This window comes from Azospirillum sp. (genome assembly GCF_050789165.1).
The window spans coordinates 134,905-161,513 of record NZ_JBOZRT010000093.1 but is presented as its reverse complement, the minus strand read 5'-3'; the positions used below and the strand labels follow the sequence as shown (position 1 = coordinate 161,513).

Below are 26,609 nucleotides of genomic sequence, written 5' to 3'. Positions count from 1 at the left end.
CGTGGGTTCGCGCCGGAGTGAATGGATTGAGCAGCGTAAAGGGCGCAAGCGGCTGGGTTCCGCAGATCGGGAACCGGGACAAGCCGGTCTATCTGGCGATCGCCGATGCCATCGCCGACGACGTCCGGACGGGCCGGCTCGTCCCCGGCCAGCGCCTGCCGCCGCAACGCCTGCTGGCCGAGCGGATGGGCATCGACTTCACGACGGTGTCCCGCGCCTATGTCGAGGCGCGTCATCGCGGGCTGGTCGACGCCCGCGTGGGGCAGGGGACCTTCGTCCGCGCGCCCGCCGTGGCGGAGCGTGCCGGCGGGGCGCGGAGCGCCGCCGCCGCCGCGGCGCCGCGCGTCATCGACATGACGATGAACCAGCCGCCGCTGCCGGAGTCGGCGGACCTGCTCGGCCGGCTGCGCGACGGCATGGCGGCGGTCGTCCGTCAGCTCGATCTGTCGGAACTGCTGCATTACCCCGGGGCCGGCAGCGCGCCGGAGGACCGCGCGGCGGGTGCGGCGTGGCTTGCCGCGCGCCTGCCGGCCGTGCCGGCCGAGCGCATGATGGTCGCGCCGGGCACGCAGGGCGCGCTGCTGGCGCTGCTGACCGCGCTGACCCGGCCCGGCGACACGGTCTGCGCCGAGGCGCTGACCTATCCCGGCTTCAAGGCCATCGCGGGGCAGCTCGGCCTGCGCATCGTCGGCGTGCCCATGGACGGCGAGGGAATCGACCCGGACGCCCTGCGGCGGGCCTTCGCCCGGCATCGCCCGAAGGCGCTCTACTGCATTCCGACCCTGCACAACCCGACCACCGCCACCCTGCCGCTGGAGCGCCGCCTCGCGGTCGTCGCGGCGGCGCGGGAGCACGGCGTCCCCATCATCGAGGATGACGTCTACGGCCCCCTGCCAGCCGCCCCGTTGCCACCCCTGGCGGCACTGGCGCCGGAGGCCGTCCACCACATCGCCGGCCTCGCCAAGTGCCTGTCGCCGATGCTGCGGATCGCCTACGTCGTGTCGCCCGACGCGCGGCAGAGCCTGCGGGTGGCCGCGGCGCAGCGCGGCACGACGCTCATGCCGTCGCCGCTGACGGCGGCGGTCGCCCGCCGCTGGATCGGCGACGGCACCGCCGCCGCCGTCCTGGACGCCGTCCGCGCCGAGGCGGCGGCCCGGCGCGCGCTCGCCGAGGCCATCCTGCCGGCGGACGCCATCGTCACCAAGCCGGAGGCGTTCCATCTCTGGCTGTGCCTGCCCCGGACGTGGTCGCGCGGCGAGTTCATCGCCTATCTGCGCACGCGGGGCATCGCCGCGGTGGGCAGCGACGCCTTCGCGACCATGCCGGACACGCCGGACGCGCTTCGCATCTGCCTGGGCGCCGCGGCCGACCGGGCGGAAACCCGGCAGGTCCTGGACATCATCGCGGACGCCCTCGACCAGCTGCCGTCCGCGGCCGGCGTCATCATCTGACCGGCCGCGCGCCGGAGGGTCCCGCTGCGGCAGCTTGCCGCAATGCGATCAATCGCTCTTGCTCTCACCGTATTGTTTGCATACAATTTCCATGCAAACACGACGAAGGGCCGGGCCGGATTGAACGCCGGGACGGCGGCCGGATCGGCCGCGCCTTCGTAAGAAAAAACCACGAAGGCATCCTATGCAGAAACTCGCCCGGTCTGCGCGCGCAGACCATCGGGACGCCGCGCCCGCTCCGGCCGCGCCGGCTCCCGCCCCGCTCTACGCCGCGCACCGGAAGATCTACCCGAAGGCCGTCAAGGGGCGGTTCCGGCGGATCAAGTGGGCGCTCGCCGCCGTGCTCCTGGCGCTCTACGCGGTCTTGCCCTGGCTGAGCTGGGACCGCGGGCCGGGCATGCCGGACCAGGCGGTGCTGCTCGACCTCGCGGCGCAGCGCTTCTACGTGTTCGGCGTCGAGCTTTGGCCGCAGCACATCTACTACGTCACCGGCGCCATGATCCTGGCGGCGGTCGGGCTGTTCCTGGCGACCGCGCTGGCCGGCCGGGTCTGGTGCGGCTACGCCTGCCCGCAGACCGTGTGGACGGACCTGTTCGTGCTGGCCGAAGAGTGGATCGAGGGCGACCGCGGCGCCCGCATCCGGCTCGACGGCGGGCCGCGCACCGCCGCGTGGTTCCTCAAGAAGACGGCCAAGCACGCGGTCTGGATGCTGATCGCGGCGGCCACCGGCGGCACCGCCATCCTCTATTTCATCGACGCCCGCGGCTTCCTGGCCGATCTGGCGCGGCTGGAGGCGTCGCCGCTGGCGCTGGGGTGGATGCTGTTCATGGCCGCCTGCACCTACGCCATGGCCGGCTTCATGCGCGAGCAGATGTGCCGGTATGTCTGCCCCTGGCCGCGTTTCCAGGCCGCCATGCTGGACGACGAGAGCCTCGTGGTGACCTACCAGGACTGGCGCGGCGAAGGGCGCGGGCCGGTGCGCAAGGACCGCAGCTGGGAGGCGCGCCGGCTCTCGGGCCTCGGCGACTGCATCGATTGCGGGGCCTGCGTGCACGTCTGCCCGACCGGGATCGACATCCGCGACGGGCTCCAGATGGACTGCATCAGCTGCGGCCTGTGCATCGACGCGTGCGACGACGTGATGACGCGGATCGGCCGGCCGGGCGGGCTGATCCGCTACGACACGCAGGCGGCCCAGACCGCGAAGGCGGCATCCAGCGCGCCCGCCCCCTACCGCCTCGTGCGCCCGCGCACCATCGTCTACGCGCTGCTGCTGGTCGTCGTCGGCGGCGTGATGACCGCCGGGCTGCTGCTGAAGCCCACCGTCGATGTGGCCGTCCTGCGCGACCGCGCGCCGCTGTACGTGACGCTCGCCGACGGCAGCGTCCAGAACAGCTACCTGGTCAAGATCTCCAACATGAGCCTCCGGCCGCAGACCTATCGCATCGCCGTGTCCGGCATCGACGGCATCGCCGTGACCGCGCCGGGGGCGGACGCGCTGGCGAACGGGGAGCTGCAGCTTTCGGCCGGCGCCGACTCCGTGCAGACCTACCGCATCCACGCCCGGATCCCGGCCGGGGCGGTCGCCGCCCGCTCCACGCCGTTGAGCGTCACGCTGACCGGCGTGGCGGACGGCGCCACCCGCCGGGTGGATACGGTGTTCCTGGCCCCCTGAGCCCTCTGACGTGGCCCCGCCCTGCGAAAGCCGGGCGGCAGCCATGCCAATTGTCCGCGACAATATCGCCTATCAATCCATACAATAAGTGACGGTGTCGGTGCCCCCATGATGGAGCGTAGCATGACCACGGAGCCGCAGCCTCCCGCCAGGACCTCCTTCGCACTCGGAACGAAGGGGTGTTGCCCACGCTGCCACAAGGGCCGCCTCTTCAACGGATTCCTGAAGCTGGCCCCGCGCTGCGGGGTCTGCGGGCTCGACTACTCCTTCGCCGACCCGGCGGACGGCCCGGCGTTCTTCGCCATGTCCATCGCGAGCTTCCCGGTCGTCGGCTTCGCCGCCTGGCTGGAACTCGCGCTTCGGGTGCCGCTGCTGCTCAACATTCTTCTGACCTCGGCGCTGATCGTCGGCGTCTGCTGCGCCCTGCTGCGGCCGCTGAAGGGGTGGCTCGTCTGCTCGCAGTACGTCAACAAGGCCGAAGAGGGCCGCCTTGTCGTTGCGGACCGCGAGTAGTTCGAAGCGACGCTCCACATGAAAGCGGCGTTCCGGATGCGTTGATCCCCGATCGCCCGCCGTCGGCATCAGGGGGCCGGCGTGTCAGCCCTCATGGTCCGCTGCATCATGGCACGGAAGGCGCGGGGGCTGCGGTAGCCGACCGCGGCGGACACCTCGTGCGGGGCGCCGCCCTGGGCCTGCCGGGTCAGCGCCGCGAGCAGGCGGACGCGGCGGCGCCACGCGCCGAAGCTCAGGCCGGTTTCCTCGCGGAACCGCCTGGTCAGCGTCCGCCGGCTCATGCCCACGCCCTCCGCCCAGGCGTCGATGCCGCCGTCCAGGCCGGGATCGTCGATCAGCGCGCGGCAGAGCCGCCGCAGGCGCGCGTCCCGAGGCAGGGGCAGCGCGAACGGCGTGTCGGGAGCGCGGGCGATCTCGTCCAGCACCAGCGCCGCCAGGTGCCCGCCCCGCCCGGTCAGGTCGTAGAGCGTCGGCTCTGCGGCGAGCGCTACCAGAGTGGCATCCAGCAGCGGCGACACGCGGATGACCCGGCAGCCGGGTGGAACGACGGCGAGCGCCTCCGGGGCGAGGTAGGCCGTGCGCATCGTCACCGCGCCGTGCATGGCGACGTCGTGCAGCACGCCCGGCGGGATCAGGAGGGCGTGGCCCGTCGGCACCGCCCAGGTCCCGCCCTCGGTGGTCGCGACCATCAACCCGGCCGTTGCGTACAGGAGCTGGGCGCGGGGATGGCTGTGCCGCCCCGTCGCCGCGCCGGACGGGAAGTCCTTCGCCATCACCGCGACGAGGCGGGGGACGTCCTGGTAATCGTCGGCGAGGGTCGAGCGCATGGTGTCCGCGTGCAGTTTGGCCCGAACGCTGTCGAGATTGGCCCCACGCCGCGAACGGGTCAAGCTATACGGGAGTCCTGGCCCTCGACCGCCGGAAGGAAGCCATGGCCCCCGACGTCCTGTCCCGCCGCACGATCCTGTTCGTGAACATCGCCCACGCGCTCGACCACTTCGTGCTCCTGATCTACCCCACGGCCGTGCTCGCGATGGCGCCCGAACTCGGGCTGACCTACGCGGCGCTCATCGGCCTCTCGACGGGCACGTTCGTCGCCTTCGGCCTGTTCTCCCTGCCCATGGGCTGGCTCGCCGAGCGCTGGGGACGGCGCACCCTGCTGGCGGCTTTCTTCGGCGGCTGCGGCCTCTCGCTCCTGGGCCTCGCGGCCGCCTCCGCGCCGGTGGTCATCGCGGGATGGCTGCTGGTGCTGGGCCTGTTCTCGGCGATCTACCACCCGATCGGCTCGGCCATGCTGGTGAGCCATGCCCGCCGCCTCGGCCGCGACCTGGGGTGGAACGGGGTGTGGGGCAACCTCGGGGCGGGCCTCGCCTCGGGCGTCACCGCGCTGATCGCGGCGTGGCTCGGCTGGCGGGCGGCCTTCGTGGTGCCGGGTCTGGTATGCCTCGCGGCGGGAGCCGCCTTCCTGGCGTTGGTCCCGATGGACGGGGAGGGGCATGGCGCGGCCAAGGGCGGAGCACCGACGATCCCGGTGGCTCGCCCGCTCCTGCTGCTGGCGATCTTCGGCGTCGCCATCGTCGCCGGCGGCATGACGTTCAACGTCACCACGATCGCCTTGCCGAAGGTGCTGGACGAGCGGTTGGGGCTGGCGCTGCCGCTCGCGCTCACGGGCTCTCTGGCCACCCTCGTCTTCGTGTTCGGCGCGCTGACCCAGCTCCTCATGGGCCGGCTGGTCGATCGCTTCGCCCTGCCGGTGGTCTTCGCCGGTCTGGCGCTGCTGCAACCGGTGGGACTCGGGCTTGCGGCGGCGTCCACCGGCCTGCCCCTGCTCGTCGGCCTGATCCTCGCCATGGCGGCGATCTATGGGCAGGTGGTGGTCAACGACGCGATGGTGGCGCGCTACGTGCCGCCCCGGCTGCGGGCCAAGGCGTTCAGCGTGCGCTACTTCCTCGGCTTCACCACCAGTGGGCTCGCCGTGCCGCTCATCGCCCTGCTGCACGGGTGGGGCGGCTTTCAGGCGGTGCTCGGCGTCTCGGCGCTGTTCGGCGGGCTCGTGTCGGCCTGCGCGGCCGGGTTCTTCCTGGCGACCCTGGCCCGTCACGCCTGCTCACCGATGGAGGTGACGTCATCCGAGACCCGCTAGGCGGATGAGCACAAGGCTGGCGGCGGCGAGCACCGCCAGGGACAGCAGCGCCGCAACGGTGACGCGCCCTCCCGAGCGCCCCATCAGGCGGAGATCGACCTCCAGACCCAGCGCCGCCATGGCCAGCAGCGTGAGGTGGCCTGCCGCCGACGCGAGGACCGTGGTCACGGCCTCCGGAATCGTGTCCAGCGACCGCAAGGTCCCCAGCGCGAGGAAGCCCAGGACGAACCAGGGCACCATCGCGCGCATCGGCGGGCGGGGCCTCGTGTGGTCGCGACCGGCTAGGGACAGGGCGAACACCACAGGCCCGAGCATCAGGACGCGAACCAGCTTGACCAGCGTTCCGACCTGAACGCTCAGCGCGCCGACCGGAACCGTGGCGGCCAGCACCTGCGGCACCGCATAGACGGTAAGCCCGGCCAGCACCCCGTACTGGGTTTGGGAGAGGCCGAGCGGCTCCGCCAGCAGCGGCAGGCCGAGCACCACGGGAACGCCCAGCACGGCGGTGAAGGCGATCGCCAGCGCGGTCTCCTCGCCATCGGCGCGGACGGCCGGCGCCACGGCGATGATGGCCGAGTTGCCGCAGATCGAATTCCCGCAGGCGACCAGCAGCGCCAAGCGATGCGGCAGCCCGACCGTCCGTCCGGCCGCATAGCTTGCCACGATCGAAGCCGCCACCACGCCCGCGATCCCGGGAATCAGGATGGGGCCGGCGTCCAGAACCGCGCGGAACCCGAAGGATGCACCCAGCAGCACGATGGCGACTTCGAGAAGCGGCTTGGCCGCAAACCGCAGCCCCGGCCGCAGGGCGGGCGGCGGCACCCAGATGGTCCGGACGACGGCCCCCACGAGGATTGCCAGAACCAGCCCCTCCAGCCACGCCCGTCCGAACCATGCAACCTCCGCGGCTTCGAGTGCCGCTGCAGCCGCCGCGATGGACGCGCAGGCCGCCAACCCCGGCAACAGGGCGGCCGCCCTGCGCAAGACTGGTGCCGTTTCCGGAACGTCCGCCATCGTCCATCACTCCGCGTTCGGGGATTGACGGAATTCTGGGCGTCCGGAACCGTTCTCTCAAACGCATTGTCTTTGCCATTCCGTTCGATAATATCGAACAGACCAAGCGAGCGCGGAGGAACCATTGACGCTGGAGCAGCTGCGGATTTTCGTCGCGGTCGCCGAGCGCGAGCATATCCGCCGGGCCGCCGAGGCGTTGCACCTGACCCAGTCCGCGGTCAGCGCCGCGATCCGCGCCGTCGAGGAGCGGCACGGTGTCACCCTGTTCCACCGTGTCGGCCGGCGCATTGAGTTGACGGAGGCGGGCCGGCTGTTCCATGGGGAAGCGGCGGCGGTGTTGGCCCGCGCCCGGGCAGCCGAGCGGTTGCTCGAAGACCTCGGCACGCTCGTCCGCGGGACCCTGCCGCTCGCCGCGAGCCAGACGGTGTCCAACTACTGGCTGCCGCCGCGGCTGGTGCGGTTCCGCGCCGAGCATCCGGGAATCGCGACGGTGCTCCACGCCGGCAACACGGCCGAGGTCGTCGGCCGGGTTCTGGATGGCAGCGTGGATCTCGGCATCGTCGAGGGCGAGATCGATGCGCCGGCCCTCACGGGCCGGGCGGTCGCGCACGACCGGATGGTGATCGTCGTGGCGCCGGGGCATCCCTGGGCCCGGATGCCGCCCGCAGACGCCGCCGCGCTGGCCGAGGGCGACTGGGTGCTGCGCGAGCCCGGCTCCGGCACGCGCTCGGTGTTCGAGGCTGCCCTGCGGCGGCACGGGGTCGAGATCCCGGCGGCGCGGGTGGTGCTGGAGTTGCCGTCGAACGAGGCTGTCCGTTCCGCCGTTGCGGCCGGCGGCGGCGCCACGGCCATCTCCGAGCATGTGGTCGAGGCGCTGGTGGCCTCGGACCGTCTGGCCACCGTCGCTTTTGAGCTTCCGCCGCGCCGCTTCGTTGCGCTCCGGCACAAGGAACGCCAGCTCGGGGCGGCGGCCCGCGCCTTCCTGGAGATGATCGGATAGTCGGCCCGGCTCCTGACAGTGCCGTCAGCCGCTCGACGGGCACTCCTCCCGCGAACGGCCGGGTCGCGAAGATGCGTTCGCTGCCGCCCACAGGCGGGGGCGAATAAAGATTGACTTTCCTCTCTTTGCTCCTATTTTTTGATGCATCATGAATCGTACGTCGCGCTATATCCGCTTCATCAATCACGCGGGTTGCCTGAAAGCAGGCAATTAGCCACGGGTGTCGGCCTGTCAGTATCTGACGAGTCCGCTCCCGGCGTGCTGAACTCTTCCAAAACACTTGAACCCTGATTCGCGTTCTCACTGAGAGCGTGACCGAATCCCATGCCGGACCTTTCCGCATCCGTGCGGCGGGAGGCTGAGTATATGTTTGGGAGGCGTCCATGCGTTCCAATCCTGTCCCATGCCAAAAACGGGGCCGCAGGCACAGCGGCGCTCCAGCCGGGCAAAGTGCCGGGGCGCGTTTGGCGCTTCGAAGATCACGCCCTGATTGCCGAACCGTGCGTGGCTGACCGTACACCCGCAATCCTGCGAACCCGCTTGGCGCCCTGTCATGTGCGCCGATTGCCCGTGCTAACCGAAGGGGAAAGAATTGGTGAAATCCGCAGCTCTCATCCGTGTGGCGACGGACTTGGAGGCCCAGTCCAGGACGGCCCATGCGGAGGATCCGACGCTGGCTCCATCCAACGTCACGGCCGGTCCTTGGGGGGCTGGAGAGGGCCAGGACGCGTGCAAGGACCACTTCATCGCACGCAACGGAAAGCTGTTCGCGGGCTCGCACCTGATCATCGACCTGTGGGGCGCCGCGCGCTTGGACGATCTGACGCACGTGCGCGAGACGCTGATCGAGGCGGTGCGGGTCGCCGGCGCGACGCTGCTGCACATCCATCTGCATCACTTCACCCCGAACGGCGGGATCTCGGGGGTGGCGGTGCTGGCGGAGTCCCACATCTCCATCCACACATGGCCGGAGCGGGAATACGCCGCGCTGGACGTCTTCATGTGCGGCGACGCCGAACCCATGAAGGCGGTTCCGGTGCTGCAACGCGCGTTCACCCCGTCGCGGATCGACTGCGATGAGCTGCTTCGAGGCGAAGTCAACGAATGAGCGACTGGTATACGGAGACGCTCCATTCGGATGTGGCCCAGAGGCTCCGCATGGGCCGCATCCTTTTCCGCGACAAGACCGAGCATCAGGATCTCGTGATTTTCGAGAGCCCGACCCTTGGGCGGGTGATGGCGCTTGACGGTGTCATCCAAACCGCCGAGGGCGACGAGTTCGTCTATCATGAAATGCTCACCCATGTGCCCGTCCTGGCGCACGGACGGGTGCGGCGCGTGCTCATCGTCGGGGGCGGCGACGGCGGCATGCTGCGCCGGGTGCTGGAGCATCCTGGTGTCGAGCGGGTGACCATGGTGGAGATCGATCGCACCGTCGTCGATCTCGCCATCCGGTACCTGCCCTCGATCAGCGCGGGCGCTTTCGACGACCCGCGTGCCGAACTGGTGATCGCCGACGGTTGCCGGTTCGTGAAGGAAACGGACCAGACCTTCGATGTCATCATCATCGATTCCACCGATCCGCAGGGACCGGGGGCGGTGCTGTTCACGGAGGAGTTCTACCGCGATTGCAAGACACGCCTGACGCCAGGCGGCATCCTGTGCACGCAGAATGGCGTTCCGTTCCTTCAGCCGCAGGAGCTGCGCGACAGCCACGGCCGGTTGAAGCGGCTGTTCGCCGATGTGTCCTTCTTCGTGGCGCCGGTGCCCACCTACTACGGCGGCTTCATGGCCTTCGGCTGGGCCACCGACGATGAAGCCTTGCGCCGGTGGACGGAGGCGGAGATCCGTCCGCGGTTCGAGGGGGCGGGATTGAAGACCCGCTACTACACGCCGGCGATCCACGCCGCCAGCTTTGCGTTGCCCGCATTCATGCTGGAGATTCTGGGCCGCTCCGGGGAGTCGGGGGAGCACAGGTGACGTCTCCGTCGATGGTAGGACGCGGCGGGTCGCCGGCTCCATCGACAGGGAGTGGGCCGCTGACAGACGTTCATGTGCATGGCCCGAATTCGTGGCGGTCATGATGACGAAATAGGTTTAATCATTGAATTCAGGAAGTAGCCCACCCATGAGAACGCCTCCGCAAGCCGGTTGCCCAGTGAAGGGCTTGACAAAAGGGCGCGGTGGCTCAATTATTCATGCCATCATGATCACAAGCCAATCCGTCAGCCGCTTCCTTTTGTTTTCGGGTGGCCTGCTCGCAGGATAGCTTGCCCTGGCGTCCTGGGCGGAACCAACCCGCTTGACCAGGATCCAGGGCCTCTGCTGACGTCGTGATCGCGCCGAACGTCGAAGAGACGGTCGGCGTCGCCGTGCAGCAGTCACTCACAATCCCGGATAGTTGACACGCTTCGAACGTGGGCGTGCGTCCGTCGCAGGCAATGCTGGCGGGTGCGCACCCGTTCGACCGTCGCGGCATGGCCGGCCGCGCTGCCGCCGCCGCGTCCGGAGTGAGGACATCTCCCGCGTCTACCTGGCTTGGGTGAGGGTCATGCAAAAGAACGTGGAAGCCCCAGTGTCTGCCGAGGCCATCATCATTGGCCTGAGTGATTACCTTCGACTTGCCAACCTGCTGATCGCTCCCGGCTCAGCAATGCCACCCGAGGTGCGTTCATCCTTCCTGGAGGCGCTCGACGCCGCCATCATCGTTGACACCGAACACCTGCCCAGCGACGTGGTGCGGATCGGATCCTCCCTGGTCATGCGCGATTGCGCCACCGGAGAGGAGCGCGCCTGCATCCTCGGCTGGCCGGAGCATGGGGGCACAACCGACTGCGTCTCCGTCCTGACTCCTTTGGGCAGCGCGCTGATCGGCGCGGCTGAGAACACGGTCGTCGCCTTGAAGGAAGCCGGCGGTCGCGCCAGACGCCTCCGGATAGCGAATGTGGACAACAGTGGGCTGCTGCCGCGCTGGCGGCATGAAAACCTCATCTGACCGCCCTCGGTGTTGGTCGGCGCCGCCCCGGCGTTCGGCGCGGCTCGTCTTTGTAGGAAACGACAATGGAGGTGGCCATGTGTGTAGACCGCGTGGACAGCAAGGATCTTCCGCCCGTCGCCATGACGGATCGCGATTGGCGCAGGCTGCGGCGGTTGGTCAGATGTGCGGCGGCCTTGTACCATCCCGTGTCGGAACTCCTGGCACGGGAGGTCGGGCGTGCAACCGTGTGTCCCGTCGAAGAGATTCCTTCGGACGTCGTCACCATGAACTCGCGGGTGGTGTTCCGCACCGGACGCGGTGACGGCGTTCAGTCCCGGTTCCTGGTCTTTCCTGAACGCTACACGCCCAATGGATATTGCGTTTCGGTCACCAGTCCCCTGGGCGCGGCGCTGATCGGACTGAGGACCGGCAGCAGTTTCCACTACCGGTCCCTGGACGGGGAGCCCCGGTGCGTGTTCGTGCAGGACGTCGCCTATCAGCCGGAAGCCGCCACGCGGGAGCGCATCCTGCAGGATGCGTAGGAGGCGGCCTCTGCCGTGGGCCGTTTGTGACCCGGCGTCGCTTCGAAGCGCACCGGGGCAATCGGGGTGGCTGGAGTCCGGTTCGAGGTTGTCGTTTCCCTTTTCGAGCGCTCACGGGTGGAATCTGAAATGCGTCCGGCTCATCGAGCGCACCAGCCACAACCGGTTGGTGCCCTTCCGCCGCCTTGCGCCCCGCAGGATCGCGCGAGCGACCACGCGGAGGTGATTCCGCTATCCGCTTGGAAAACGGACGGGCATGCCGCGTCCGTGCGTGCCGTCGTTGCTTTGGAGGACAAGACGTCGGAGATGCCGCAGACACAACGCGCTTCGCCATCTCCGGTCGTCTCACGCCTGGTCTGGCCTGCAGCCGCTGTGCTGCTCAATGTGTCGCTTCTATACGGCCATCCTCTGATCCTTCAGGCCACCGGCGTGTCCGCAGAGGATCGGGCGGCGGTGATTCCCTATGCCGCACTGGCAGCGACCAGCTGTTTCTCGGTTGCGTGGTTGTCGGCGCGGCTCGTCGCGCTGGCGGTAGAGCATGCGAACCAGCGGCGGCGGCTGCCGAAGCTCTTTCAGGAGGCGGTGACGGCCGCGTTCTTCCTGGCCGCGCTCTTCGCGACCTTCGGCTTGGCGCAGGACGGAACCGTCATCGGCTCCCTGGCCACCTCCGGCGTGGTCATAGCGATCCTTGGCTTCGCGCTGAGGAACGTGATCGCCGACGTGGTCCTTGGGATGGCCCTGGGCTTGGAGCGCTCCTACCGCATCGGGGACTGGCTCAAGATCGACAACGGCGTCTGCGGCGTCGTCGTGGAGATCAACTGGCGGACCACACGGCTGCTGACGCGCAATCAAACGCACGTCATCCTCCCGAACAGCCGCATTGCGCAACGGCAGTTGATCAACTACAGCGCACCGAAGCGCCAATACCGGGATCAGCTGCGGATCTGCCTGCCGCACTCCGTGCCGGCCGCCGACGCGAAACGTGTCCTCCTTGCCGCTGCCCGGAGCGCCTATCGGAACCAATCGGGTCCTGCACCGGATGTGCGGGCCGTTGCCTATGCCCCGGGGGGGATCGAGTACGCCGTCCGCTACTGGGTGCCGAGCTACGCCGAGGAGGCCGACTGCCGGGATGTGCTTCTCACGGCCATCGACACGGGTTTGCGGCATGAAGGGCTGCATGTCCTCGGGGACGTGCTGGACGTGGCGATGCCGGGCTGTCCTGCCAGAAGAGCGGTGAATGCACGGCAGGATGAGAGTCCGCCCTTGCGTCAGGACTTTGCAAGACCGTCGAAAGAGGAGGCATAAGTGCGCGTGCTGCTCACCCGTCCTGCCAGCGACTCCGCGGAACTGGCGCGAGTTCTGGAAGGTCGAGGCTATCGTTGCCGGATAGCGCCCCTGTTCATCGTGGCGGAGTGCGGCTGGGATCCCGCGCTCCTTGACGGTGTGCACGCGGTCCTGCTCACGTCGCGGAACGCCGCGCGGCAGCTCGCCAGGGCATGGACTCTTTCCCGCGACGTAAAGGTCTTCGCGGTCGGGCCCGCCACCGCGGCGGAGGCGGGCGCCTTTGGCTTTCGAAACGTCACGGCGGCGGCTGGAACCGCCGAAAGCCTCCTGGATCTGGTTCGGCGAAGCCTCGCCCCGAACGCGGGGCGAATTGCCTATATGTCCGGTGCCGTCGTTTCGGTCGACATCGCGGCAGATCTCCGCCGCGACGGCTTTGCCGTAGAGCAGCTGGTCGTGTACCACACGATCCCCGTCAAGCGCCTGTCGCCATTGTCGATGGCCGAGATTCGCCTCGGGAACATGGATGTCGGGCTCTTCCTTTCCAGAAGGACGGCCCAGGTGTTCAGAGACTTGATGTGCGAGGCCGCGCTGGACCCGTACTGCGCATCGATGAGCGCCATCGCGATAAGCGCAAAAGTAGCTCAGGAGTTGCAGGATCTTCCGTGGCGTTCGCTTGAATATACGGATGAGCCAAGCCTGAATTCCGTGCTCGCCGCGCTGAATCGAATGAAGGGCGACAGGCGATGCGCGGAAGAGAGAGCCGGCAGGCACGTCCTCGCCGGCTCGGACTTGGGCGGACGCTGACGCGCACGGGATCGCCCGCCGGGCGTCGGGGCGTTGGCTGCCCCGCTGGCGCCGGGTCCTGAGCGTGCTGGAGCGGCGCCCGATCCCGGCTAATGCTTGGCATTGCATCCGTGAGATCGCGCGCCGGTTCCGGATTGCAAAAGGGGCTCAGGCGTCGTCCGCCATGATGTGGGTGCCCGTTTCGCCGCGCAGCATGGGGATCGCCTCTTCGAGGCGGCCGATCATCACGCGCCGCCCGCCGCCTTCGAGGAACTGGATGGCCGCGTCGATCTTCGGGCCCATGCTTCCGGGCGGGAAATGCCCCTCGGCATGGAGCCGGCGGATATCCGACAGGCTCACGCGATCGAGATTCCGCTGATCGGGCTTGCCGTAGTTGATCGCCACCCGCGACACCGCGGTGAGGATGATCATGTCCTTGATCCCGAGGACATTCGCCATCAACGCGGTGGTCCGGTCCTTGTCGATGACCGCCTCGACGCCGCGCCGTTGCCCGCGGCCCTCGCGCACGACCGGCACGCCGCCGCCGCCGCCGGCGATGACCACCGATCCGCTGTTGGCGACCGTCTGGATCAGGGAAATGTCGACGATGTGCTTGGGCAGCGGCGACGGCACGACGTGGCGCCAGCCGCGCCCCGAATCCTCGCGCATGTTCCAGCCCATCTCGGCGGAAAGCGCCCCGGCCTCCTCCTCGGTGTAGAAGTAGCCGATGGGTTTTGTCGGGTTCTGGAAGGCCGGATCGTTCGGATCGACCTCCACCTGGGTGAGCAGGCAGACCACATGGCGCGGGTTGCCCTTCGCGCGCAGCGCATTCTCCAACGCCTGCATGAGGAGGTACGCGATGCCGCCCTGGCTGTGGGCGACGCAGATGTCGAGCGGCATGGGCTCGACGCGGCCACGGGCGATGGCATGGCGCAGCAGCATCTTGCCGACGACGGGACCGTTGCCGTGGGTGATCACCAGCTCCGTGCCGAGTTCCATGACCGGCAGCAGGGACCGGGCGGTGTCCGCCGCGATCTGCTTTTGCTCCTGGGCTGAGCCGCGGCTTCCCTCGGGGTGCATGGCGTTGCCGCCGATGGCAATGATGAGACGATCGGGGATCTCTTCTCTCAACGACATTTCAATGTCTCCACGGGATCTCGGGAGCCGCGTGTCGCGGCCGGGTCTCGTCGCAGGCCCCTTCGGTGCGGTCCGCGGTTCTTCGCGCGGGGCGGAGCGAACCGCGGACCGTGCGGCACTTCAGCTTGCGCGCGCTTCCTTGTCGGCGAAGGCCAGCAGGGCCTTCTCGAAGCACTCCATCGGCGGGTAGGTGATGCCCGCGCCGATCATGCCGATGCCGGGCTCCTTGTGCGCGATGGCCGTATTGATGACCGGCAGGATGCCCGTCTGCAGGACCTTGCGGATGTCGATGCCGGTCGGGACGCCGCGGAAGTTCAGCAGCGGGATGGTGACGTTCGGGTTCTCCGCCGAGGTGATCTCGACCATCCGGGTCGAGAAGCCGATCGCCTCTTCGATGGTGCCGCCGACGAGCGCCACGATGGCCGGGGCCGTGGCCATCGCGAAGCCACCGATGCCGTAGGTCTCGGTGATCGCGCTGTCGCCGATGTCGAGGCCGGAATCCTCCGGCTTGTAGCCGGCGAACAGCGGTCCGATCACCCTCTGCGCCGGCCCGGTGAACCACGTGTTGCCCGGCATGCCGCTGACGCGGATGCCGAACTCGACGCCGTTGCGGCACATGGTCGTAACGATCGTGCTGTGCTCGATCCCGTGCGCCGCGTCGAGGGCGCACTTGCACAGCGCCATCCAGGTCGGGCCCGAGAAGTAGTCGCTGCTGGCGACGAAGTCGAAGACTTCGCGCTTTTCCCTGGTGGAGAACCCGGTCTCCAGGATGAAGGGCGTCAGCTTCTGGATCAGCAGCGCGGTGCCGGCGTTGTTGCGGTTGTGGCACTCGTCGCCCATGTGCAGCGCCTGGGAGAGGAGAAGCCGCAGATCGATCTCGCCGGCGAGCTCCATGGCGTCGCGCAGCACGGGGCCAAAGACGTCCCGCATCCAGTTCAGACGGGCAATGACGCTTTCGTCATTGGCGCCCATCCGCAGGATCTTCGCCATCTGCTCGCTGAGGTTCGTGAAGGCGACGTTGCCGTGCGTCTTGTTCCTGACCACATGCATGAACATCGACGCCGAGGTCACGCCGGCCATCGAGCCGACGCAGTCGTGTTCGTGGCACGGAGAGAACTCGATCTCTCCCGAGCCGGCGAGTTCGGCCGCCTCGTCGATGTTTCTGGCGAGCCCCTCGAACACCAGCGCGCCGGTGACGGCGCCGCGCATGGCCCCGTTCATGCGCCCCCAGGCGATCGGCGGGCCGGCGTGCAGGATCGTCTTCTTGGTCATGCCGGGCACGACGTCGATGGCGCGGCCGAAGCCGACCAGCACCGGGTGCGCGGTGATGATCCGCTCGACCGCCTGCTGGTTCGCCGCGGCGATCCGCTCGGCCGCCGCCGGCTGCGACAGGGATCCCAGGGCGGCGATCAGTTCCGGCTTGCCGCCGCCGGGCGGCCGCCAGTCGAGCTGCGTCACGCTGGCGCCCTGCCGGACAAGGTCGTCCTTGAACAGCTCGATGCCGACGTTGATGACGTTCACGCCCTGGAACAGTTCGTTGATCTTGCTCATCACTGCATTCCCTTTTCCACAAAGCCGCGGGCGAGCAGGCCGGCGTTGGTGCAGCTGCTCGCGATCGTCACGCCGGCGTCGGACAGCTTGCGCGTCTGCTCGCCCAAGGCCGGGGTGTCCAGTTCCGTCCCCAGCACGTAGCCGAGGATCTCCAGGTGCCGCCCCTCGGCCGCGGCAGCCCGCTTCGCGTCGAGGATGGCGGGCAGCATTACGCCCACAGGGTCGGGGTGCGCGCCGTAGCCGAGGATGAAGTCGAGGACGATGACGCCGACGGACGGGTCCCGCGCCTCCTCGACGAAGCGCGCCGTGCGCAGCGACGGGTCGATCATCGGGTGCGGCTTGCCGCGCGTGAACTCGTCGTCGCCGAAGTCGATGAAGGTGTGCTCCTGGCTGACGTTGACATTGGCCAGCTGCCGCGCCGGATCCTTCGCGATGTTGCTGTAGACGTTGGAATATTTTTCCTCAGCCAGCAGCATCATTTCGTAGCACAGCGTGCCGCCGCACAGCAGCGTGCGGATGTACTTCTGCTCCGGATTGAGCTTCGCCTTGATTTCCTCGATCAGGGGCAGGTTCAAGGCGCGCTTGTTGATCTCCTCTTCCTTCTTGCCGCCGAGGATCACGGCCTTGAGCGCCGCCTCCTTGGTGGTCTTCGCGAAGTGTGCCCCGGCCTTCACCACCGCCTCTTCCGAACCGCCGAGGAGGCAGACCACAACCGGTTTCCGGCACGCAGCGACCTCGCGCAGCACTTTCTCCTGCACCGCCTTGGCCGGCGGCTTGGACACCAGGACGATCACCTGGGTGGCCTCGTCGGCATCGAGCGCCCGCAGGGCGTCGATCATCATGATGCCGCCGACCTTCTCGCTCAGGTCGCGGCCGCCGGTGCCGATCATCTGCGTGAGCCCGCCGCCGAAGTCGTGGATGCGGGCGGCGATCTCCTGGCTGCCGGTGCCCGAGGCGCCGACCAAACCGATGTTGCCCTTGCGCACGGCGTTGGCGAAGCAGAGCCCGACGTGGCCCAGCATGGCGGTGCCGCAGTCCGGCCCCATCATCAGCAGGCCCTTGTCGTGGGCCAGCCGCTTCAGCGCCACCTCGTCGTCGATGCCGACGTTGTCGCTGAACATCATGACGTGCAGGCCGTTGTCGAGCGCCCGCTTCGCCTCCAGGGCGGCGAAGTCGCCGGGCACCGAAATGATCGCCAGGTTGGCGCGGGGATTGTGCGCGACGGCGGACTCGAGCGTGGCGTACGTCACCTGCCCGGTGCCGGCGGGAGCCGACTTCTGCTTGAACAGGACGTCGATCTCCTCCAGCGCCCGCTCGCCCGCGGCCTCCGTCTCGGCCCGGACGACGATCATCAGGTCGCCGCTCTTGGCTTCGGCCAGCTCGGGCGCCAGCATGCCGACGTTGTGCAGGACCTGCTTGTTCATTTCGGTCGCCATCGCCACGACCGCCTGCTCGACCCCGGCGATGGTGTTCGCGCGGGTCGACAGCGACATGAGCGACACCGAATCGAAGTAGGTGTTCTTCTTAATGACGATCTTGAGAGCCATGATGGTGTTCTCCAGTTGTCAGAGCCGCTTCCAGGCCGCACACGAGGCCCCAAGCGATGTCTGTTCCCGACGACGACCCGATCCGCAGGACGTCGTCGAGAGCCGGGCGGAACTGCCCCTGATGTTTGCCAAGCAGCTCGGACGCGAGCCGGGCGACGGAGTCCCGGACCCTGCCCTGTGCAGCCATTTTGATGGCCGCGTGACTGATGGCGTTGGTGTTGGCCTTGGACATCGGAACCACGCCGGCGCAGAAGCCCTGGATCGCCGGTGCAAGCGGCTCCGTGGCGTTGAGCGCTGCCAGGAGGCCGACCAGAAAGTCGTCTCCCGACGGCGTCAGGCCCGGGCCAAGGCCGATCAGCTGTCCGGCGTGCGTGAGAGCCGCCGCCAGATCCTGGCGTTTCACCGCATCCAGGAGCTGGTCACCGGCGTGCCGGAGCATCTCGCTGGTGACGCCGGAAATGGCCGGCCCGGACTGTGCCGGGATCATGCCGCCCCGCGTGCCGTAGCGTTCGATGTGGGCGCGGGCCGCGGTGAGCCGCACGCGCAGCGCGTCACTGCCGCACGTCCGGACCGGCGCCGTCATCCGCCATTCGGCCGCGTGGGTGAGGGCGACCGTGACCTTGCCCCGGATCGACAGCGCGCCATCGACGGCAACGGCGTCGTCGCCGACCATGACCCCGATTGCCTGGAAACCCGGCACCTCCACGACCAGCGTGTTCGGCCCATCGTCCATTCCGTCGGCCATCAGCGTGTAGAGGTCGGCGCTAGCTGCGCATTGCAGATTGACCGCCTTGTCGAACACGCTGTGAACGATCCCGCGGAACTGCGCCTGCCTGATGGAGCTGATGAACGCGGCGTCTCCGGAGCGCGCCTGTAGGATGGTTGTTTCGTGCATGTGTCCGTCGGGCCGTCTGCCCGCTCCTTCGGTCTCGGCCGGATCCCGGGGTCAGGCGACCCGGTCCAGGGCAGCGCGCAGTTCGGCCCGTTCGCGCCGGAGGTTGGCGTTCTCCGGTGCGAAGCCGGATGCGTGGTCGAGAACCCGCAGCGCGTCGGCCGGATGGCCCAGCAGCACCAGCGATTGCGCCTTGTGGCGGTGGTAGAGCGGGTTCGTCGGGTCGGCCGCGATGGCGTTCTCCATCGCGGCCACGGCGTCCTCATGCCGGCCGAGCGACCTCAGGCTGTTCGCCTTGTGGAACCAGAAATCGTAGCGGCGCGCATCGTGCGCCAGCAGCCGGTCCATCTCCGCGACCGCGTCCTCGTGGCGTCCGAGTTCGCGCAGGTAGTTGGACTTGTGGTAGCGATGGAACGGCAGGTCCGGCTTTCGCCCGATCGCCGTGTCGTATTCGCGCAGCGCCAGTTCCGGCTGCTGAAGCAACCGGTAGCAGTTCGCCGTGTAGAAGTAGAATTCGATGTCGCCCGGAGCGAGCTGCAGCGCGGCCTTGTAGATGGAGATGGCCTCGTCGTAGCGCTTCAGCTCGGACAGGAAATAGCCTCTGTAATAGAGGAGGTCGAGATTTGCGCCGTCCTGGACGAGCGCCCCGTCGATGACGCGCAGGGCATCCTCGTAACGCTCCGTCCGGGCGAGGCTCTTGGCTTCGCGGATCGCCGTACAGGCCGGAGACGGCGCGGGCGTCTCCTTGCGGAGGATCGAGACCACCCGCCGCTGGTTCAGGTCCTGCGCGTGCTGCAGCGACGACTTGCCGTCGCGATCGGGCTGGTGAGGGTCTGCGCCCGCGTCGATCAGCGCTTCGACGATGTCGGCGTAGAGCCGCCCGCCGTCGCCGAGGATCACCGCCTCCAGCAGCGCCGACCAGCCCAGATCATTGGCGTGGTTCACGTCGATGCCGGCCTTGAGGCAGATCTGGACCGTGCGCAGGTAGCCCTTCTCGCTGGAGGGCAGCAGAGCCGTTCCGCCGAAGCGGTTCACGCTCTTCAGGTCCGCGCCGGCGGCGATCGTCAGCTTGAGGATGTCGTGGAAGCCGTTGGCTCCGGCGCACAGGTAAGGGGTCAGCAGGGTGACGTCCCGGGCGTTGACGTCGCTGCCGGCCTCGATCAGGCGCTTGGCCAGCGCGACGTCGTTCCTCTGCGTCGCCACCATCAGGGCGGTTCGCCCGCCGGCGTCCTTCCGGGTGAGATCCGCGCCCTCGCGCAACAGGCGCTCGACGGTTGCCGGATCGCCCTCTGCGGCAGCGGCGATCAGCGTCGGGTTGGTGGACTGGTCGCTCATCGGTGATCTTCCTTCAAACGGATACGCGGCATGTCGGTGAGAGGGGGCGGGCTCGTCCGCGTGCTGCCCACGAGCCCGCTCCGTGCGTCGGCGGTGGCGGCGCTCAGTCGCTCTCCTGCAGTTGCCGGGGTGCGGCAACGACGGGCGCCGCTTCGGCGATCTCGCTGCGCTGGTTGAGGTGATGCTTCAGCAGGAAGACGCCGGCGATCATCAGGTAGGCGTAGACGAGCGGCATGGCGGCGGGTTGGGCAAAGCCGACGCTCGGCGAATGGATGACACCGAACAGGACCAGCACCGCACCGACGGTCGCCGCGACGGCTCCCCGGACCGGCTTGTCGAGGATGGCGAAGATCGCGATGCAGCCCCAGATCATGCTGCCCAGCGGCGCCCCGTTGCCGAGGTTCGTCAGGCCGACGTAGTAGACGCCCTTCTTGGCCAGCACGTCGGCGCCGACGGCCTTCGCGGTCGTGCCGGCGGCCGAGAGCACGTTGTTGGTCAGCGTCAGCGCCCAGTTGGCGATCCAGGGGAAGAAGCACACGAAGATGACGGGCACTTCGTTCTTCGGCGTCTCGCGCACCACCTGGTTGGCCGTGACGATGCCGATGTAGATGAGGATCGGCGCGACGGCGACCATGGGAATGACGGCCAGCAGGAACGCGCCGAGGCCGAACAGCGTGACCAGCAGCATCGAGGTGCCGGTCGCGAGGGTGTAGCCGATGCCGGCGCCGATCGACTTCCAGCCGGCATGGCCGACGTAGACGGTCACCGGGAACGGGTTGCCGAACAGCATGCCCAGCGTGGACGACAGGCCGTTGGCCAGCATGACGGCGCGCGTCGGGTACGGGTCCCCGGCGGCGTGCGCGCTCTCGATGTTCTCCAGGTCGAAGACGTAGTTGGCCAGGCCCAGCGGCACCGCCGAGGCGAGGTACGGCACGGCGTGCGGCAGGCCTTCGATGAAGCTGCCGATGTGGAGCGTCGGCGGGCTGAAGCCGAAGGAGGTCATCGACGCCTGGATGGCCTCGGGGCTCTGCAGGCCGAAGGCCCACGCCAGAGCCGTGCCGACGGCGAGCAGCAGGAAGCCGGTCGGGATCTTCTTGAAGATCGGCGACTTGCCGAACCAGTTGATGAAGATGAGGATCATCACCACGAACGCGACCGTCGGCGTCTCGAACGACTGCAGCATCGGGTTCATGGCCAGCAGCAGCATGCCCAGGCCGGCGAGGCACGACAGCAGCACGGTGCGCGGGATGTTGCGGCGGATGAGGTCGCCCAGGAACGAGCCGGCGACCAGGATCATTGCTTCGACGAAGCACCAGACGAGCGCGATCTGCAGGGCGAACTCGGCGTTCTTGGTCTGCAGGAAGACCGGCAGGATGACGAGGAACGTCACGGTGAAGATCGACGGGGCGCTTGGGCCGGACGGCAGCGCCGTGACATCCTTCCGTCCGGTGGCCTTCACCACCCGCAGCGCGAAAATGGTGTACCAGACGCTCGCCGCGAACACGGCAAGACCGAACGCCGGCGCGATGCGCCCGTAGACCATGTCTTTCGGCAGGCCGACGACGAACACCAGAAGCCCGATCATCGTCAGGAGATTGGTCAGGTTATTGGACAGAAGCCCAAAATAACCGGCCCAGTCACCTCTTTTCCAAAACAACGATTTTTCCACATTAGCCTCCTGTGGGCTGCCGAACATCGGCATGCGATGCGGTGTGGAGGTGTACTGCGTGAGATCACGGGAAGTCGGTCGCGACTCGTTGCTCACGCTCGAGACGGCGGACTCTTTTATTGGTCGGGTCTCGGCATTTCTACACCTACCGGGGTGTCCTCCGCCGGCGAGCTATTCTTGCACCAGCTTGTCATGAGGCGAGGGGCGCCCAACTGCCCGGAATAAGAGCAAGCGGTGTGCCAGAGTGCCGGAACGGGAAAAACTGGCGGCCCGTTGAAGAGCAGGGCGCAAGCGGCAACGATGGCCGTTGCATTTGGCCATTGCATTCCGCAATGGTTCGGCGGGACCAAGGCAAAAGAGCAGGGTCTGGTCCGGGCCGTTTGCGCGGCCTCTGCCACGGGCCGGGAGGCGAGTGGTCCGCCCTCGGCGGCATCGCCGTCCGGAGGGAGCGCTCGGGCGAACGCGGCGAGAGGATGACCGCGGTTCGGCATCGGGCATGCATCAGGGGGCGATGAGGGCGTCGCGCCCCGCCTCCGGTCACCATGAGCGTAGAAATGAGACCTGCACGGCTGTCGTCCTCGTTCCTTACTCTGGTGCTGGCCACCAACGCCGGGCGCCGCATCGTGGCCGGCGGCGTGCTGGTGATTGCGCTGGTCCTGATCGGAGCCGGGCTGGCCTCCTGGCAGCGCTACGTCGATGAGACCGAGGCCGCACGGCGTGAAACGGGCAATGTCGCCCTGCTGATCGCAGAAGAGCTGTCACGCACCATCGAGGCGGTCAATGCCGTGTTCAAAGGGATCGCCAAGCAGGTCGGTGACAATGGCGAACGGTCGGCAGACGATCAGCGCCACTGGCTTCGTTCGGAAGCCCTGCATGGCATCATGCGCGAGCGCAAGGCCGGCATTCCGGTCGTGGATCGCATCTGGCTGCTGGACAGCACAGGAACGGTGCGCAACTCCTCCGAGACGTACCCGACCCGCCAGCTCGATGCGCACGAGCGGTCCTTTTTTCAGAGGCTGCTCGAAAACCCGTCGCGCGAGACGGTGGTCAGCGGCGCGATCCGCAGCCTCATCGACGAGGATTGGATCTTCGTGTACGCGCGGCGCCTGCGTGGGCCCGACGGCCAGTTTCTGGGTGCCCTGACGGCAGCGCTGCGCGTGCAGCGGTTCGAGGAGGCGTTCGGCCGCATCTCGCTGGGCAAGAATGGCGCCATCTGGCTCGTGCACCACGAGACCCTGGAGATGCTGGCGCGCCACCCGCGCCTGGAGCCGCTGTACGGCAGCACGACCAACGCGCGCTGGGACCGAACGGACACGTCGGCGGTGTCCTTCTGGTTCGATGATCAGGATGGAATCACGCGCCTCGTCGGCGCCCAGAAGGTCCGCGACGTTCCCATCTGGGTGATGGCTTCGCAGTCCCATAAGGCGATGCTCGACACCTGGTGGGATCAGACGCTCGGGATCATCGGCATCGCCGGCGCCGCCATCCTGGCGCTCGCGGCGTTGATGCTGAATCTGGCGGCGCAGATGGCGCGGCATGAGCAGATGGAGGACGCGCTGCGCGAGAGCGGCAGGGCCAAGGCCGATTTTCTCGCCACCATGAGCCACGAGATCCGCACGCCGCTCAACGGGATCATCGGGATGGCCGGTCTGCTGCTGGACACCGCGCTGAACCCGGAACAGCGCCGCTTCGCAACGACGCTGCGCGGATCCGCGGACCACCTTCTGCTGATCGTCAACGACATCCTGGACATGTCGAAGCTGGATGCCGACCAGCTCGACTTCGAGGAGATCTCGTTCGACCTCGACGACTGCGTGCAAACCGCTCTGGAGGTGCTGTCCCCGCGGGCGCACGGCAAGGGCATAGACCTCGGCTACGTGATCGCCCCCGATGTTCCGCGATGCCTGCTCGGCGATCCCGGCCGGCTGCGGCAGGTGCTCTTCAACCTCGTTGAGAACGGCATCAAGTTCACCGAGCATGGCGGCATCGCCGTCGAGGTCCGGCGCGTCGATGGCGAGGCGTTGGAGGTCCTGGTCCGCGATACCGGGGAGGGGATCGCGCCCGACGTCCTGCCGCGTCTGTTCACGGCCTTCGTTCAGGGAGACAGCTCGACCGCGCGCCGGCACGGCGGCACGGGCCTCGGCCTTGCCATTTGCCGGCGGCTGGTCGAGCGCATGGGCGGAACGATTTCGGCCGACAGCGTTCCCGGCCGCGGCAGCACCTTCCGGTTCTCGGTGCGGTTGAAAGGCACCGCCTCGCGCGGGAACGACCCTGGACGCCCTTCGGTTCTGTCCGGGCAGCGGGTGCTCGTCATCGACCGGAGCGCCTTCGCCCGCGACCTTTCCGCGCGCCTGCTGCGTGCGCTCGGCGCCACGGTGGAGGATGTCGAGAGCACACGTGAGGGTCTTCAGGTTCTACGCGGCGCGGCGGTCGACGGTGCGCCGTTCGATACGGTCCTGTTCGACACCCATGGCTCGGGCTCGGACGGCACCGGCTTTGTGGATGCGGTGCGCCGTGAGCCAACGCTCGCACGGATCCGGCTCATTCAGGCCGTTTCGTCCGTCCAGACGTCGGATCCTGGACAGGCGCCGGCTGCCGGCGTCGACGCCGTGCTGAGAAAGCCGCTCATGCCGGATGCCCTCGGCCGCTGCCTGTCTCCGGAGAGCGTGGGCGAGTGCGACGCCGGGGCCGAGGGGAACGCGTCACCGGAACGGCCGACAGCCACGCCCGAGGTCCAACGCCGGCTTCGCATCCTCCTGGCGGAGGACAATCACACCAACCAGGTCGTCGCGCTGACCATGCTCGAACGCATGGGGTACCGTGTGGACGTCGCCGGCAATGGTGTCGAAGCGGTGGAGGCGGTGCAATCCCGGCCCTACGATCTGGTTCTGATGGACATGATGATGCCGGGCATGGATGGCCTCGACGCGACGCGCGCCATCCGGACCCTGTCGGGCCGTGTCCGAGACGTTCCCATCCTGGCGCTGACCGCCAACGCCTTTGCGCACGACCGTGAAGCGTGCCTGAACGCCGGGATGAACGGCTTCATCGCCAAGCCCCTGACGGCGGAGCGGCTGGCTGCGGCGATCGCGCCCTACCTTCAGGAGGAGGGGCCGGAGGATGGCGCGGACGTGGCGCTCGACGACAAGGCGCTCGCCGCGCTGCTGCGCGACCTTGGGCGCGAGGGGCTGATGGACGCCGTTGCCGCCTTCGTCGCCGACGCGCCGAAGCGGCTGGAGCGCATGCGCGAGGACCTGCACGCCCCCGATCTTCGGGCGCTCGCCATGGAAGCGCATGCGCTCAAGAGCATTACCTTGACCTTCGGCCTGCCCGAGCTTGCCGACTGGGCGCAAGACGTCGAATTGCGTGCCAAGGCGGGCAAACCGCTCGCGCCGGGCGACGTCGAGGGGCTTGCGGCCGCCGTGCAGAGTGCCCTGCCGCGTGTCCGGCGGTGGGCGTCCGAGATCCCGCCGGATGGCCAGCGCTGAGGCGCGTCCTAACCAGCGTTATCCGGTCCGCCACTGCTGACGCTTGCGATGGATGGTGGAGACGTTGATCCCCAGGCGGTTCGCCGCTTCGGTGAGATTGCCGCCGCAGAGCGCCACCGCACGCTCGATGGTGTCCCGCTCGACCTCGGCCAGGGGGCGGATCGCGTCACGGGTAGCCAGCGCCGTGTCGGGCGACGCAGGCCCTTCAGCCGGCTGGGGAAGGGCGGTCGCTTCGGCGCGCAGCCATGCAGGCAGCATGGCGGGTGTTACCAGTTCCCCATCGTGCATCACGACGACGGAGCGCACCATGTTCTGGAGCTGGCGGATGTTCCCTGGCCATCGGAAGCCGCGCAGCCAGGATTCGGCCTCCGGCGTGAAGCCACGAAACCGGCGCCCTTCCAGGGCGCCATACTCCGCAAGGAAGTGGTTTGCGATGAGCACCACGTCCTGCCCCCGCTCACGCAGCGGCGGCAGGTCGATGGGGAGGACATAGAGCCGATAATAGAGATCCTCGCGGAAGCGCCCGGCCTGCACTTCGGCGAGCGGATCGCGATTGGTGGCGCACACGATCCGCACGTTCACGGACCGTGTGCGGTCGCTGCCGACCGGCTGGACAACGCCCGTCTGCAGGAAGCGCAGGAGCTTGACCTGCAGGGCAAGCTCCATGTCGCCGATCTCGTCCAGGAACAGGGTGCCGCCATCGGCCTGGACGATCAGGCCGGCGCGGTCCGTGGTTGCTCCCGTGAAGGCGCCGCGGACATGCCCGAACAGCTCGCTTTCCATCAGCTCCTTCGGGATGGCGCCGCAGTTGACGGCGACGAACGGACGGTTGCGGCGCTCGGAGCGGCGGTGGATGGCCTCCGCGGTCACCTCCTTCCCCGTGCCGCTCTCGCCGGTGATGAACACGGTGGCCGAGCTTCGGGCGGCCTGCTCGATCACCCGATAGACCGCCTGCATCGAGAGGTCCGCTCCGATGAACCCTTCGAACCGGCCCGTCGCCAGATCGGCCCGCAAGGTATCGACGATGCTTCGCAGCTGCTTGCGCTCCAGGACATGGCGCAAGGTGGTGAGCAGCCGCTCCGCCTCGATCGGCTTGGTCAAAAAGTCGTCGGCGCCGGCGCGCATGGCCTCCACCGCGGTGTCCACCGATCCATGCGCGGTCACCACGATGACGGGAACGTCGTTGCCCGCCTCGCGCAGCTCCTGGAGCAGATCGATGCCCCTGCCGTCCGGCAGTTCCAGATCGAGCAGCACCGCGGTCAGCGGCGCCTCCGGCACGAGCGCCCGGGCCCGCGTGAGGGTGTCGGCATGCAGCGACGCGAACTGTCCCCGCTCCAGCTGTTTGGCGTAGATGACCGCGAGCGGCTGTGCGTCTTCGACGATGAGGACCAAGGGGCGCGACATGGAAATGCCTCTTTGCGATCCGGGAACGGGAACGAGGTTGCCGCAAGGGGTACCACGGGCCCGTCGCAGCAGGATATGGGCTGCAGGCATGGCATTGCGCAATGCCGCAGGCCATCCCGGGGAACGTGTTGCCCCGGCTTCGCCGATGCCGTCGCGGCCCGTTCCAGCTCCCCGTGTCTGCGGTGCCCGAGGACTGCGGCGCGC

The 26,609-nt window shown here is 68.3% G+C and carries 21 protein-coding genes; 12 read left to right on the top strand and 9 right to left on the bottom strand.

The window, feature by feature from the left end; all coding sequences use genetic code 11:
* Window positions 1-26: 26 nt before the first annotated feature.
* The 3 genes from ACRWK7_RS20770 to ACRWK7_RS20760 all read left to right on the top strand — a co-directional run bounded on the left by ACRWK7_RS20770 (window position 27) and on the right by ACRWK7_RS20760 (window position 3,639).
* Window positions 27-1,451, top strand: coding sequence for a PLP-dependent aminotransferase family protein (locus ACRWK7_RS20770; RefSeq protein ID WP_431858185.1), 1,425 nt, complete (start codon window positions 27-29; stop codon window positions 1,449-1,451).
* A 184-nt stretch (window positions 1,452-1,635) separates the two neighbouring features.
* Complete coding sequence (ccoG, locus tag ACRWK7_RS20765) at window positions 1,636-3,126, top strand: cytochrome c oxidase accessory protein CcoG (protein ID WP_431858184.1); 1,491 nt, start codon at window positions 1,636-1,638, stop codon at window positions 3,124-3,126.
* Between the two features lie 123 nt (window positions 3,127-3,249).
* On the top strand, window positions 3,250-3,639 hold the full coding sequence (locus ACRWK7_RS20760) for a DUF983 domain-containing protein (RefSeq protein WP_431858183.1): 390 nt from the start codon (window positions 3,250-3,252) through the stop codon (window positions 3,637-3,639).
* A gap of 68 nt (window positions 3,640-3,707) precedes the next feature.
* Here ACRWK7_RS20760 and ACRWK7_RS20755 read toward each other — a convergent pair whose 3' ends face one another.
* A complete protein-coding gene (locus ACRWK7_RS20755; RefSeq protein WP_431858182.1) occupies window positions 3,708-4,466 on the bottom strand; it encodes an AraC family transcriptional regulator in 759 nt (252 codons plus the stop codon).
* Window positions 4,467-4,570: 104 nt separating this feature from the next.
* Between ACRWK7_RS20755 and ACRWK7_RS20750 the strand changes: the two genes are divergently transcribed.
* A complete protein-coding gene (locus tag ACRWK7_RS20750; protein ID WP_431858181.1) occupies window positions 4,571-5,782 on the top strand; it encodes an MFS transporter in 1,212 nt (403 codons plus the stop codon).
* Here ACRWK7_RS20750 and ACRWK7_RS20745 read toward each other — a convergent pair.
* The gene (locus ACRWK7_RS20745) at window positions 5,765-6,796 is read right to left on the bottom strand and encodes a YeiH family protein (RefSeq protein WP_431858180.1); all 1,032 of its coding nucleotides are present in this window, start codon (window positions 6,794-6,796) and stop codon (window positions 5,765-5,767) included. The genes ACRWK7_RS20750 and ACRWK7_RS20745 overlap by 18 nt on opposite strands.
* Before the next feature lie 124 nt (window positions 6,797-6,920).
* On the opposite strand from ACRWK7_RS20745, the gene ACRWK7_RS20740 reads away from it, so the two are divergent.
* The 7 genes from ACRWK7_RS20740 (at window position 6,921) to ACRWK7_RS20710 (ending at window position 13,403) form a co-directional block, all read left to right on the top strand.
* Entirely contained in the window at window positions 6,921-7,796 is an 876-nt protein-coding gene (locus ACRWK7_RS20740; protein WP_431858179.1) for a LysR family transcriptional regulator, read from the top strand.
* Window positions 7,797-8,427: 631 nt separating this feature from the next.
* Window positions 8,428-8,904 (top strand): adenosylmethionine decarboxylase, encoded by a 477-nt coding sequence (gene speD / locus ACRWK7_RS20735; protein ID WP_431858178.1) that lies wholly within the window; start codon window positions 8,428-8,430, stop codon window positions 8,902-8,904.
* A complete protein-coding gene (gene speE, locus ACRWK7_RS20730; RefSeq protein ID WP_431858177.1) occupies window positions 8,901-9,776 on the top strand; it encodes a polyamine aminopropyltransferase in 876 nt (291 codons plus the stop codon). Before speD ends, speE begins: the two co-directional genes overlap by 4 nt.
* 571 nt (window positions 9,777-10,347) lie before the next feature.
* Window positions 10,348-10,791 (top strand): GreA/GreB family elongation factor, encoded by a 444-nt coding sequence (locus ACRWK7_RS20725; RefSeq protein ID WP_431858176.1) that lies wholly within the window; start codon window positions 10,348-10,350, stop codon window positions 10,789-10,791.
* 65 nt (window positions 10,792-10,856) lie between these two features.
* Window positions 10,857-11,315, top strand: a complete 459-nt coding sequence (locus tag ACRWK7_RS20720; protein ID WP_431858175.1) for a GreA/GreB family elongation factor — start codon at window positions 10,857-10,859, stop codon at window positions 11,313-11,315.
* Between the two features lie 267 nt (window positions 11,316-11,582).
* Window positions 11,583-12,620, top strand: coding sequence for a mechanosensitive ion channel family protein (locus ACRWK7_RS20715; RefSeq protein ID WP_431858174.1), 1,038 nt, complete (start codon window positions 11,583-11,585; stop codon window positions 12,618-12,620).
* On the top strand, window positions 12,621-13,403 hold the full coding sequence (locus ACRWK7_RS20710; protein WP_431858173.1) for a uroporphyrinogen-III synthase: 783 nt from the start codon (window positions 12,621-12,623) through the stop codon (window positions 13,401-13,403).
* A gap of 147 nt (window positions 13,404-13,550) precedes the next feature.
* On the opposite strand, the gene arcC is transcribed toward ACRWK7_RS20710, so the two are convergent.
* The 6 genes from arcC to ACRWK7_RS20680 form a co-directional block, all read right to left on the bottom strand.
* Window positions 13,551-14,513 (bottom strand): carbamate kinase, encoded by a 963-nt coding sequence (gene arcC / locus ACRWK7_RS20705; protein ID WP_431858172.1) that lies wholly within the window; start codon window positions 14,511-14,513, stop codon window positions 13,551-13,553.
* 126 nt (window positions 14,514-14,639) lie between these two features.
* Window positions 14,640-16,070 (bottom strand): DUF1116 domain-containing protein, encoded by a 1,431-nt coding sequence (locus tag ACRWK7_RS20700; RefSeq protein WP_431858171.1) that lies wholly within the window; start codon window positions 16,068-16,070, stop codon window positions 14,640-14,642.
* Entirely contained in the window at window positions 16,070-17,617 is a 1,548-nt protein-coding gene (fdrA, locus tag ACRWK7_RS20695) for an acyl-CoA synthetase FdrA (protein ID WP_431858170.1), read from the bottom strand. The genes ACRWK7_RS20700 and fdrA overlap by 1 nt, the downstream gene beginning before the upstream one ends.
* Entirely contained in the window at window positions 17,595-18,512 is a 918-nt protein-coding gene (locus tag ACRWK7_RS20690) for a DUF2877 domain-containing protein (protein WP_431858169.1), read from the bottom strand. Before ACRWK7_RS20690 ends, fdrA begins: the two co-directional genes overlap by 23 nt.
* 51 nt (window positions 18,513-18,563) lie before the next feature.
* A complete protein-coding gene (locus ACRWK7_RS20685; RefSeq protein WP_431858168.1) occupies window positions 18,564-19,844 on the bottom strand; it encodes an ankyrin repeat domain-containing protein in 1,281 nt (426 codons plus the stop codon).
* A gap of 103 nt (window positions 19,845-19,947) precedes the next feature.
* The gene (locus ACRWK7_RS20680) at window positions 19,948-21,429 is read right to left on the bottom strand and encodes a hypothetical protein (RefSeq protein ID WP_431858167.1); all 1,482 of its coding nucleotides are present in this window, start codon (window positions 21,427-21,429) and stop codon (window positions 19,948-19,950) included.
* Between the two features lie 638 nt (window positions 21,430-22,067).
* Here ACRWK7_RS20680 and ACRWK7_RS20675 point away from each other — a divergent pair.
* Complete coding sequence (locus tag ACRWK7_RS20675) at window positions 22,068-25,001, top strand: response regulator (protein WP_431858166.1); 2,934 nt, start codon at window positions 22,068-22,070, stop codon at window positions 24,999-25,001.
* An 18-nt stretch (window positions 25,002-25,019) separates the two neighbouring features.
* On the opposite strand, the gene ACRWK7_RS20670 is transcribed toward ACRWK7_RS20675, so the two are convergent.
* Window positions 25,020-26,405: a sigma-54-dependent transcriptional regulator gene (locus ACRWK7_RS20670; RefSeq protein WP_431858165.1), complete on the bottom strand. Its 1,386-nt coding sequence runs from the start codon at window positions 26,403-26,405 to the stop codon at window positions 25,020-25,022.
* Window positions 26,406-26,609: the final 204 nt, after the last annotated feature.

Bases quoted from the DNA above. Each gene is read 5' to 3' on its own strand.
- ACRWK7_RS20760 (WP_431858183.1), top strand. From the start codon at position 3,250: ATGACCACGGAGCCGCAGCCTCCCGCCAGGACCTCCTTCGCACTCGGA.
- ACRWK7_RS20725 (WP_431858176.1), top strand. From the start codon at position 10,348: ATGCAAAAGAACGTGGAAGCCCCAGTGTCTGCCGAGGCCATCATCATT.
- ACRWK7_RS20680 (WP_431858167.1), bottom strand. From the start codon at position 21,429: ATGATCGGGCTTCTGGTGTTCGTCGTCGGCCTGCCGAAAGACATGGTC.
- ccoG (WP_431858184.1), top strand. From the start codon at position 1,636: ATGCAGAAACTCGCCCGGTCTGCGCGCGCAGACCATCGGGACGCCGCG.
- ACRWK7_RS20670 (WP_431858165.1), bottom strand. From the start codon at position 26,405: ATGTCGCGCCCCTTGGTCCTCATCGTCGAAGACGCACAGCCGCTCGCG.
- ACRWK7_RS20720 (WP_431858175.1), top strand. From the start codon at position 10,857: ATGGAGGTGGCCATGTGTGTAGACCGCGTGGACAGCAAGGATCTTCCG.
- ACRWK7_RS20700 (WP_431858171.1), bottom strand. From the start codon at position 16,070: ATGAGCAAGATCAACGAACTGTTCCAGGGCGTGAACGTCATCAACGTC.
- ACRWK7_RS20745 (WP_431858180.1), bottom strand. From the start codon at position 6,796: ATGGCGGACGTTCCGGAAACGGCACCAGTCTTGCGCAGGGCGGCCGCC.
- ACRWK7_RS20685 (WP_431858168.1), bottom strand. From the start codon at position 19,844: ATGAGCGACCAGTCCACCAACCCGACGCTGATCGCCGCTGCCGCAGAG.
- ACRWK7_RS20690 (WP_431858169.1), bottom strand. From the start codon at position 18,512: ATGCACGAAACAACCATCCTACAGGCGCGCTCCGGAGACGCCGCGTTC.
- fdrA (WP_431858170.1), bottom strand. From the start codon at position 17,617: ATGGCTCTCAAGATCGTCATTAAGAAGAACACCTACTTCGATTCGGTG.
- ACRWK7_RS20750 (WP_431858181.1), top strand. From the start codon at position 4,571: ATGGCCCCCGACGTCCTGTCCCGCCGCACGATCCTGTTCGTGAACATC.
- ACRWK7_RS20675 (WP_431858166.1), top strand. From the start codon at position 22,068: ATGAGACCTGCACGGCTGTCGTCCTCGTTCCTTACTCTGGTGCTGGCC.
- speE (WP_431858177.1), top strand. From the start codon at position 8,901: ATGAGCGACTGGTATACGGAGACGCTCCATTCGGATGTGGCCCAGAGG.
- ACRWK7_RS20755 (WP_431858182.1), bottom strand. From the start codon at position 4,466: ATGCGCTCGACCCTCGCCGACGATTACCAGGACGTCCCCCGCCTCGTC.